The following is a 9,276-nucleotide window of genomic DNA, read 5'->3' on the forward strand; positions in this document are numbered from 1 at the left end:
CGGCGACGAAACCGCATCAAGCCGCGAGATAGATCAGATCTTTACCCGATCAAGTCGAACGACGGCGCTGGCGAAGTCCCCGGCGGGCAGGTCGACGGCGAGCCCGTGGGCGAGCAGGACGGCCCCGCTGTGCGTGCGGCCGGAATCCGGGTCGAGGTACCGCGCGGCCGGGTCGAGCCCGTCGAGCCGCAGCGGCCGCGCCGGCGCGTTGAAGTGCGCCGCCTGCCGGTAGGCGAAGACGACCGCGCGATCCCCGTGCACGTACTGGACAGCGGTGACGCCGTCGTCGACCGGCGGGCGCAGCCGGTACAGCGCGCCGTGCTGCACCACCGGCCGGATGTCCTTGTACTGCGCCACGAGGTCCCGGGCGAGCGCGAGGTCTTCGGCGGGCCACTGCACGATGTCGCCGCCGAGGCCGAGCACGCCGGCCATGGCGACGTGGAACCGGAACCGCAGCGGGACCGACCGCGCCGTCACGAAGTTCGGGTTGTCGGTGACCCACGCCGACATCGCCCGCGCCGGGTAGAGCTGGCCGTAGCCGTGCTGGATCCGCAGCCGGTCGAGGGCGTCGGTGTTGTCGGAGGTCCAGACCTGGTCGGTGCGGGCGAGCACACCGAGGTCGATCCGCCCGCCGCCACCCGCGCACGACTCGATCCGCAGGCCCGGGTGGTCCGCGCGCAGCCGGTCGAGCAGCGCGTACACCGCGCGGGTGTGGTCGACCCACAGCCGGTCCTGGTCGGGTTCGCCCGGCCAGCCCGCTTCGCTGAACGGCCGGTTCATGTCCCACTTGAGGAAGTCGATGCCGTGCGAGCCGACGAGCCGGTCGAGCCACTCGTGCGCCCACGCGGCGACGTCCGGGCGTGCGAAGTTGAGCACCAGCTGCCGCCGCAGCTCCGACCGGCGCCGGTGCGGGTGGTGCAGCACCCAGTCCGGGTGCGCGCGGTAGAGGTCGCTGTCGGGGTTGACCATCTCGGGTTCGACCCAGATGCCGAACTGCATGCCCAGCCCGTGCACCGCGTCGACCAGCGGCTTCAGCCCGTCGGGGAACCGGGTGCGGTTGACGTGCCAGTCGCCGAGGCCGGCGTGGTCGCCGGTGCGGGCGCCGAACCAGCCGTCGTCCATCACGAACAGCTCGACCCCGAGCGCCGCCGCCCGTTCGGCGAGGGCGCGCTGGCCGGCCTCGGTGACGTCGAACCCCGTGGCCTCCCACGAGTTGTAGAGCACCGGACGCAGTTCGCCCGGGTGCGGCAGGACGTGCGCCCGGACGTAGGCGTGCCACGCCCGGCTCGCGGCGCCGAACCCGCCGCCGGTGTACAGCCCGGCCGAAACCGGCGTGGTCAGCGGACGTCCCGGCCCGACTCGGTGGACGACGCCGTCCTGGCCGAACCCGCCGCTCACCGTCAGCCGCCCGGTCGACGAACGCGTGGTGGTCAGCCGCCACGACCCGCTCCAGGCCAGCGCGACGCCGTAGACCTCGCCGTGCCGCTCGGTCGCCGTGCCGTCGTCCACCATCACCCACGGGTTGGCGTGGTGGCTCGTGATCCCGCGGCGGCTGCCGAAGACGGTCTCGCCGTGGGGCGCGAACGCGCGCTGCAGCTGCGTTTCCGCCGCCCAGCGGCCGGTGACGTGGCTCAGCCGGTAGTCCTCGGAGACCGGCAGGACCCAGGTGGCCGAGTCGGCGCGGACCACCTCGACGTCGGTGTCCGCGGTCAGCTCGGTCCAGCGTTCGAGGACGTCGCCGCGCAGCCGGTAGTGCAGGGTGATCCGCAGCGGGTAGTGGCGGTCCGCGAAGCGCAGCGCCAGGTGCCCGGCGGTGATTTCGTGGTTCTCGTACCGCCACTCGAGGGCGCGGGTCCCGTCGGCGAACCGCACCTGCAGCGCCGGTGTCCAGTACCGGGTGCCGCCGTCGGCGGCGAGCTCGCCGAGGCCCTCGCCGGGGTCGTTGAACCCGTCCCACCAGGGAAGCGTTTTCCCGATCAGCTCGGCGACCGCGGTCGCGGGCAGCGCGGGCCCCCAGTGGACGTGGACCGGGACGTCGTCTTCGTCGAGCCGCAGCGCGTAGGTGCTCGTTTCCCCGGTGAGGACCCAGGTGCGGTGCTCGTCGAGGAAGCTGATCCCGGCCATGCGGCACATCCTGCTCACCGGCGCGGCCGCCGCCAAGGGATGTCCCGCTGACCGGGCACCGCCGGAATGTGACACCTGTGCATCCTGAGAGTTATTTCCTGCGGCCGATCGGGTGGCCTTCAAGAAATAATATTGGTGCGATCGGGTGATTGACGTAACAATGAGTGAGATCGGAAAGATTCGAGGGTGGCGACGTGGCGGCGACGCCGTCGTCAACGAGGGGAGATCGCCGTGGTGGTCGACAACAGTTTGAAGAATGGGCAAGCGGAGCCGGTGATCGAGGTCGACTGCCCGTGCCTGTCCGATCTCATCGAGGCCAAGCAAACCGGCCGGCCGGACTTCGCGGCGATGCGAGCGGCCTACGAGAAGAGCCAGGGAACGATCCTGGAGGAGTACTACGCGGTCAAATTCCCGGCGGCGATCCTGCTCGTCCTCGCGAAGGAGCAGACCGAAGCCGACGGCGGCCCGGTGCGCAACGTCCTTAAGATGCGGCTGTATTACGACGCGTCCCAGAGCACGACCGACGTCGACGACGTCTTCCGGTCGGCTCGCCGGGTCGAGCGGAAGTACTCGGTGCTGCTGGAGGGGAAGACGCAGGAAATGCTGGCGCGCGGCATCTCCACCACGGCCGTCGTCCTCCTGGGCGTGCTCGACGCGATGGTGGGGTTGCCGGACCGGGCCAAGCGGGTGCAGGCCGCGGCCGTGTCGGCGCAGAAGGAAATCCGCCAGATCGAACAGAACGCGCGGGATGCCGCCCAGGACCGGGCCCTCGTCCGGTATCTCGGTGGTCTCGCCGCGGGTGCGCTGCTGGCCGGCGCCATCGTGGTCGCACTGGCTTTCTCGTCCATGAAAGCGGAAATCGGTGCCACGCTGATCACCTGCCTGGCTTCGGGTGCCATCGGCGCGATTCTGAGCGTCATGACCCGCACGGCCAACCGGCAGAAACTCCAGATGAGCCTCGGCCAGGGACGGTTCGTGGTCTTCCTGTCCGGGGTTTTCCGGCTGATCATCGGTGCCGTGTTCGGCGCGGCGATGTTCGTGCTCGTGAAAGCCGGGCTGCTGCCGATCGCGGTGCCGGATCCGGCGGACAAGGTGACGTTTTTCTTCGCCGGACTCGCTTTCCTCGCCGGATTCAGTGAACGCTGGGCGCAGGACACGATCGTCCGCACCCTGCCCGGCGCCGCGGACCAGAACACGGTCGTGCCGGCGCGGGGCAAGGACGGCTGAGGCGGTCACGGGCGGTCGGTCAGGTACCCGCCCATCGTCTTGAAGTACTCGGCCGCGGGCAGGTCGGTCCCGTCGGCGGTCCGGACGCGCTCGACGAGCAGCCCGGGTGACTGCCCGCGGCGGGCGTCCGGACCGGCGACGACCACCACGCCGTCGCCCTCGCGGATGAAGATCCGGCCCGGCGTGCCGCCGTAGTTCCCCCGCGACACGGACGCCTTCAGGATCCGCAGCTCCTCGCCGCGGTGGTAGGCGAACGCGTTCGGGTACGGGTCGGACAGCGCGCGCACGAACCGCTCGAGGTCGGCGGGCGGCAGCGTCCAGTCGATCAGGCTGTCCCGCTTGGCGCGCTTGTGGAAAAAGCTGGCCTTCGAGCGGTCCTGCGGCACCGGCGTGTACCCGGTCTCGATCAGCGAGATGGCTTCGGCGGTGATCGGCGCGATGAGGTCGACCGTGCGGTGGAAGAGATCCGTCGTGGTGTCGGCCGGGCCGACCGGGATCGCGCGCTGCAGCACGACGTCGCCGGCGTCGAGCTCGCCGTCCATCAGGTGGGCGGTGACGCCGACCTCGGGCTCGCCGTTGATCATCGCCCAGATGAGCGGCGAGAAGCCCGCGTACGCCGGCAGCAGCGAGTCGTGGATGTTCAGGGTGCCGTGGCGCGGCAGCTCGAAGATCTCCGGCGGCAGCCAGGTGCGCCAGTTGTTCGCCACGATCAGGTCGAGGTCCGCGGCCTTGAGCTCGGCCAGCAGTTCGGCGTCGTCCGGGCGGGTGCGCAGCAGGACGCGGATGGCGTGCTCGGCGGCGAGGTCGGCGACCGAGTCGGCCCAGATCCGCTCGTAGGCGTGGTCGCTCTTCGGGTGGGTGACCACGAGGGCGACCTCGTGACCGGCGTCGATGAGCGCCTGGAGGGTCCGGTGCCCCCAGGTCTGGTAGCCGAACATCGCCACGCGCATTCGAGAGTGCCTTTCATGGTCGGGGGACGAACATCACCACGAACGTACTAGGCGAGGCTCGCCTAAGTTAGGTTAGGGTTCCCTGAACCGTACCGGAGCGCGCGAGGGAGCAACATGACTGCAGAGGTCCCGATCTACGACATCGTCGGCGTGGGCTTCGGGCCGTCGAACCTCGCGCTCGCGATCGCCCTCGCCGAGCACAACACCGGCCAGGGGGAGCCGGTGACCGCGCACTTCCTCGAGCGGCAGCCCCGGTTCGGCTGGCACCGGGGGATGCTCATCGACACGGCGACGATGCAGGTGTCGTTCCTGAAGGACCTCGTCACCATGCGGAACCCGACCAGCGAGTTCAGCTTCCTCAACTACCTGCACGCGGCCGGCAGGCTGGTCGACTTCATCAACCACAAGAACCTCTTCCCGCTGCGGGTCGAGTTTCACGACTACTTCGAGTGGGCGGCCGCGAAGGTCGACGACGTCGTCTCGTACGGCACCGAGGTCGTCTCGGTGACGCCGGTGTACGACGGCCCGGAAGTGGCCTACTTCGACGTCGGTGCGTCCGACGGTTCGGTGCTGCGGGCGCGGAACCTGGTGGTGGGCACCGGGCTGCGGCCGCAGCTGCCCGACGGCGTCACGGCCGGGCCGCGGATCTGGCACAACAGCGAGCTGCTGTTCCGCGTGGACGCCCTGCGCGAGGCCGGCCCGAAGCGGTTCGTCGTGGTCGGGGCCGGCCAGAGCGCAGCCGAGGTCGCCGCGTTGCTGCACGACGAGTTCCCGCGCGCCGAGGTGTGCGCGGTGTTCGCGCGCTACGGCTACAGCCCGGCCGACGACAGCTCGTTCGCGAACCGCATCTTCGACCCGGAGGCGGTCGACCAGTTCTACCGCGCGGGCGAGCCGGTGAAGGACCGGCTGATGCGCTACCACGGCGCGACGAACTACTCGGCCGTCGACCTCGACCTGATCGACGAGCTGTACCGGCGGGTCTACCGCGAGAAGGTGCTGGGCGTGCAGCGGCTGCGGCTGTTCAACGTCTCGCGCCCGGCCGAGGTGACCGAGGCGGGAACGGTGACGGTCGAGTCGCTGACCACCGGCGAGCGCACGGTCCTCGAGGCGGACGCGGTCGTGTACGCGACGGGCTACCGGCCCGCGGACCCGACGCCGCTGCTCGGCGAGCTGGGCGCGCACTGCCTGCGTGACGGCGAAGGCCGCCTCCGGGTCGAACGCGACTACCGGCTGGTGACCGATGCGCCGGTGCGCGGCGGGATCTACCTGCAGGGCGGCACCGAGCACACGCACGGCATCACGTCGTCGCTGCTGTCGAACACCGCGGTGCGGGTGGGGGAGATCCTGGCGTCCGTTGTGGACCGCCGGGTGGTGGCCGAGCCGGCCGGGGAGTACGCGGTCAGCGCGCGCTGAGGGCCGGTGCCCCGGCGGTCCGCTGCGGACCGCCGGGAACGCCGTCAGCCCGCGGTGATCTGTTCCCGCAGGATGTCGCCGTGGCCGGTGTGCCGGGCGAACTCTTCGATCAGGAACAGGTAGATGAACCGCAGGCTGACCTCGCCGACCACCGGGTGCGTCCACCGGTCGTCCAGTGAGAAGCCCGCCGCGATTTCGCGGGAGCGGGCGCTCGCGCGCTCGTACTCCGCGATCACGTCGGCCACCGTCTCGTCGTCGGCCACCGCGAAACTCGCGTCGCCCGGGGTCGACGGGCCGTCGATCTCGGTCTCGCCCAGACCCGCGACCAGCCACTGGAACCAGCGGCGTTCGGCGACGGCGGCGTGTTTGACCAAGGCGATCGGCGTGGTCAGTGACGAAACCAGGCGGCGGCGGGCGTCGGCTTCCGGCAGGCCTCGCGCGTTCTCCACCAGGGCGAGGCGGTTGCGGTCGAGCATGGCTTCCAGGAGCTCACGCTCGGTGCCGACGGTCTTTTCGGGCAGCGCATACATGCCTTCAGCTTGCCGGAGAATCAGCCCTGGTGCACCGGTGCCGGGTGGTGGCGGCTGATCGGGATCACCATCGGCGTCCCGCTCACCGGGTCCGGCGTCACCTGGCAGCGCACGTCGAAGACCTCGTCCACCAGTTCCTCGGTGATCACCGACGCCGGCTCGCCGGACGCCACCACCCGGCCCGCCTTCATCGCGATCACGTGGTCGGCGTAGCGGCACGCCTGCGGGAGGTCGTGCAGCACCATGACCACCGTGCGGCCTTCGCCGCGGTTGAGGTCGACGACCAGGTCCAGTACGTCGATCTGGTGCGCCAGGTCCAGGTACGTCGTCGGCTCGTCGAGCAGCAGCACCGGCGTGCCCTGCGCGACCGCCATCGCGATCCACGCGCGCTGCCGCTGGCCGCCGGACAGCTCGTCCACCGGGCGGTCGGCCAGGTCGGTCAGCGACGTCGCTTCCAGGGCCGCGCGCACCGCGTCTTCGTCCGATGTGGACCACTGGCGCCACCAGCTCTGGTGCGGGGCGCGGCCGCGGCCGACGAGGTCGGCCACCGTCATGCCCTCCGGCGCCACCGGGGACTGCGGGAGGATGCCCAGCTGCCGGGCGACCTGGCGGGTCGGCAGGTCGTGGATCGAGCGGCCGTCGAGGTACACCCCGCCCGCCTTCGGCGTGAGCAGCCGGGCCAGCGTGCGCAGCAGCGTCGACTTCCCGCACGCGTTCGCCCCGACGATCGCGGTGATCGCGCCGGCCGGGATGTCGAGGTCGAGGCCGTCGATGACGACCCGGTCGTCGTAGGCGACGCGCAGGTCCTGCACGCGCAGGGACGGTGTCATCTTCTCAGCCTCCGGAGCCGGATCGGTTGGCCCTGGCCAGCAGCCAGAGCAGCAGCGGGGCGCCGAGCGCGCCGGTCACGATGCCGACCGGCAGCGGGGACGCCGTGAGGGAACGGGCCACGATGTCGCTGCCCAGCACCACGACCGCGCCGGTCAGCGCGGACGCCGTCAGCGGCGGGGACGCCTGGCGCGCCAGGCGTTGCGCGATCTGCGGTGCGGTCAGCGCGACGAACGAGACCGGGCCCGCGGACGCCGTCGCGAAGGCGACCAGCCCGGCGCCGGAGAGCAACAGCCCCAGCCGCACCGGCTGCACCGGCGTGCCCAGCCCGGCCGCCACGTCGTCGCCGAGCTGCAGGGTGCGCATCCACCGGGACAGGGCCAGCACGAGCGGCAGCAGCACGGCCAGCGCGCACGCCAGCGGGACGACGTGCTCCCAGCCGCGGTTGGCGAGGTTGCCGACGAGCCAGCCGATCGACGCCTGGGCCTCGGTGATCTGCGCGCGGCTGAGCAGGTAGTCGGTCAGGCTGGTGCACATCGCGAAGATCCCGATGCCGACCAGGATGATCCGGTAGCCGGTGGTGCCGCGCCGCCACGCGAGGACGTACACGAGCAGCCCGGCCAGCAGGCCGCCCAGCAGGCCGAGCGTGGTGGTGCCGAGCCCGCCGCCGAAGCCGAAGGAGATCCCGGCGACGACGGCCGTGGCCGCGCCCGCGTTGATCCCGATCATGTCCGGGCTGGCCAGGGGATTGCGCGTGACCGTCTGGAACACCGCGCCGGACGCGCCGAACGCGAGCCCGGCCAGCAGCCCGGTGAGCGCCCGCGGCAGCCGCAGCTCCTGCACGATGTAGCCGGTCCCGCTGTCACCGCCGCCGAACACCGCGGCCAGGACGTCGGACACGCTCAGCGGCACGTCACCGATCGTCATGCCCCAGCAGAACAACGCGAACGCCAGCCCGGCAAGCACCAGCGAGACGGCCGGCAGCCGCAGCCGGACCTGCCCGGACACCGCGGGTTTCGCGAGGCGGAAGGTGATGCGGCCGCGCCGCACCTGCAGCACGCTCATCAGGACTCCACCAGCTTGCGGCGGCGGACCAGCCAGATGAAGCAGGGGGCGCCGAGGAAGGCGACGATCACGCCGGCGCGGACCTCGCCGGGCCGCGCCATGACGCGGCCGAGGATGTCGGCGGCCAGCAGCAGGCACGGGGCGAGGACCGCGGTGTAGGGCAGCAGCCAGCGGTGGTCGGGTCCGATGACGAACCGCACGGCGTGCGGGACGATCAGGCCGAGGAACACGATCGGGCCGGCAACCGCGACGGAAGCGCCGGTCAGCAGCGTGACGGCCAGCGCGCCGCGCAGCCGCAGCGGGCCGAGCCGCCGTCCGAGGGCGACCGCGACGTCGTCGCCGAGCGCGAGGCTGTTCAGCGCGGGCCCGCTCGCGATCGCCAGCACCACGCCGGCGAGCAGGAACGGCAGGACCCGCAGGATCGAGCCGCTGTCGACCCCGGCGAGCGAACCGGCCGACCAGAACCGGTACCGGTTGAGCGCCACCGGGTCCGAGAGCACCATCGCGCTGGTGAACGACCCGAGCAACGCCGTGACCGCGGCCCCGGCGAGGGCGAGCTTGACCGGGCTCGAGCCGTTGCGGCCGCGGGTGCCGAGGAAGTAGACGACCGCGGTCGCGGCGAGCGCACCGGCGAAGGCGAACCAGATGTAGCCGTAGAGGGACCCGACGCCGAGCACGGTGATCGAGAAGACGATGGCGAATGCGGCCCCGGCGCTGATCCCGAGCAGGCCGGGTTCGGCCAGCGGGTTGCGGGTCAGCGCCTGCATCACCGTCCCGGCCAGGCCCAGCGCGGCGCCGACGAGCACCGCCAGGAGGGTCCGCGGGATCCGGACACTGTGGATGATCACCGCGTCGGCCGAGCCGTCGTCGTGCCAGAGCACCTGCCAGACGGCGCCGAACGAAATCTCCTTGGACCCCAGCCAAACGCTCAGCAGGCACAGGAAAACGAGGACGGCGAGGGCGGCCAGGAGCCCCAGTGCGCGGCCCGTGTGTGGCGGGCGTCGCTTGAGAGCGATCCCTCCGGGGTCTGTTCGCACCGCACCTCCGACTGGTACTGATTTTAGGTAAGGCTAACCGATGGTACAGGAGTGCATCCTCACCATCCGTTTGTTAGGGTCACCTAAGTTAGCGCCCCGGTC

General features: G+C 71.4%; 8 protein-coding genes. 2 read left to right on the forward strand and 6 right to left on the reverse strand.

Annotated features, from left to right (window positions below; all coding sequences use genetic code 11):
* Positions 1-33: 33 nt before the first annotated feature.
* Complete coding sequence (locus OO60_RS00865; protein ID WP_003097999.1) at positions 34-2,124, reverse strand: alpha-galactosidase; 2,091 nt, start codon at positions 2,122-2,124, stop codon at positions 34-36.
* A gap of 273 nt (positions 2,125-2,397) precedes the next feature.
* Here OO60_RS00865 and OO60_RS00870 point away from each other — a divergent pair, with 273 nt between their 5' ends.
* Positions 2,398-3,351, forward strand: coding sequence for a hypothetical protein (locus OO60_RS00870; RefSeq protein ID WP_003097996.1), 954 nt, complete (start codon positions 2,398-2,400; stop codon positions 3,349-3,351).
* 5 nt (positions 3,352-3,356) lie between these two features.
* Here the strand turns inward: OO60_RS00870 and OO60_RS00875 are convergent, their stop codons facing one another.
* Complete coding sequence (locus OO60_RS00875; RefSeq protein ID WP_003097994.1) at positions 3,357-4,301, reverse strand: methionyl-tRNA formyltransferase; 945 nt, start codon at positions 4,299-4,301, stop codon at positions 3,357-3,359.
* A 114-nt stretch (positions 4,302-4,415) separates the two neighbouring features.
* On the opposite strand from OO60_RS00875, the gene OO60_RS00880 reads away from it, so the two are divergent.
* Complete coding sequence (locus OO60_RS00880; protein WP_003097991.1) at positions 4,416-5,714, forward strand: lysine N(6)-hydroxylase/L-ornithine N(5)-oxygenase family protein; 1,299 nt, start codon at positions 4,416-4,418, stop codon at positions 5,712-5,714.
* Positions 5,715-5,758: 44 nt separating this feature from the next.
* On the opposite strand, the gene OO60_RS00885 is transcribed toward OO60_RS00880, so the two are convergent.
* Genes OO60_RS00885 through OO60_RS00900 form a run of 4 tightly spaced genes read right to left on the reverse strand, consistent with a single transcriptional unit; the run spans position 5,759 to position 9,174 of the window.
* On the reverse strand, positions 5,759-6,244 hold the full coding sequence (locus OO60_RS00885; RefSeq protein WP_003097988.1) for a DinB family protein: 486 nt from the start codon (positions 6,242-6,244) through the stop codon (positions 5,759-5,761).
* 20 nt (positions 6,245-6,264) lie between these two features.
* Positions 6,265-7,074, reverse strand: coding sequence for an ABC transporter ATP-binding protein (locus OO60_RS00890; RefSeq protein ID WP_033260615.1), 810 nt, complete (start codon positions 7,072-7,074; stop codon positions 6,265-6,267).
* Positions 7,075-7,078: 4 nt separating this feature from the next.
* Entirely contained in the window at positions 7,079-8,137 is a 1,059-nt protein-coding gene (locus tag OO60_RS00895; protein WP_003097982.1) for a FecCD family ABC transporter permease, read from the reverse strand.
* On the reverse strand, positions 8,137-9,174 hold the full coding sequence (locus OO60_RS00900; RefSeq protein ID WP_063749369.1) for a FecCD family ABC transporter permease: 1,038 nt from the start codon (positions 9,172-9,174) through the stop codon (positions 8,137-8,139). Before OO60_RS00900 ends, OO60_RS00895 begins: the two co-directional genes overlap by 1 nt.
* Positions 9,175-9,276: the final 102 nt, after the last annotated feature.

This window comes from Amycolatopsis vancoresmycina (assembly GCF_000716785.1).
Lineage (GTDB): Bacteria > Actinomycetota > Actinomycetes > Mycobacteriales > Pseudonocardiaceae > Amycolatopsis > Amycolatopsis vancoresmycina.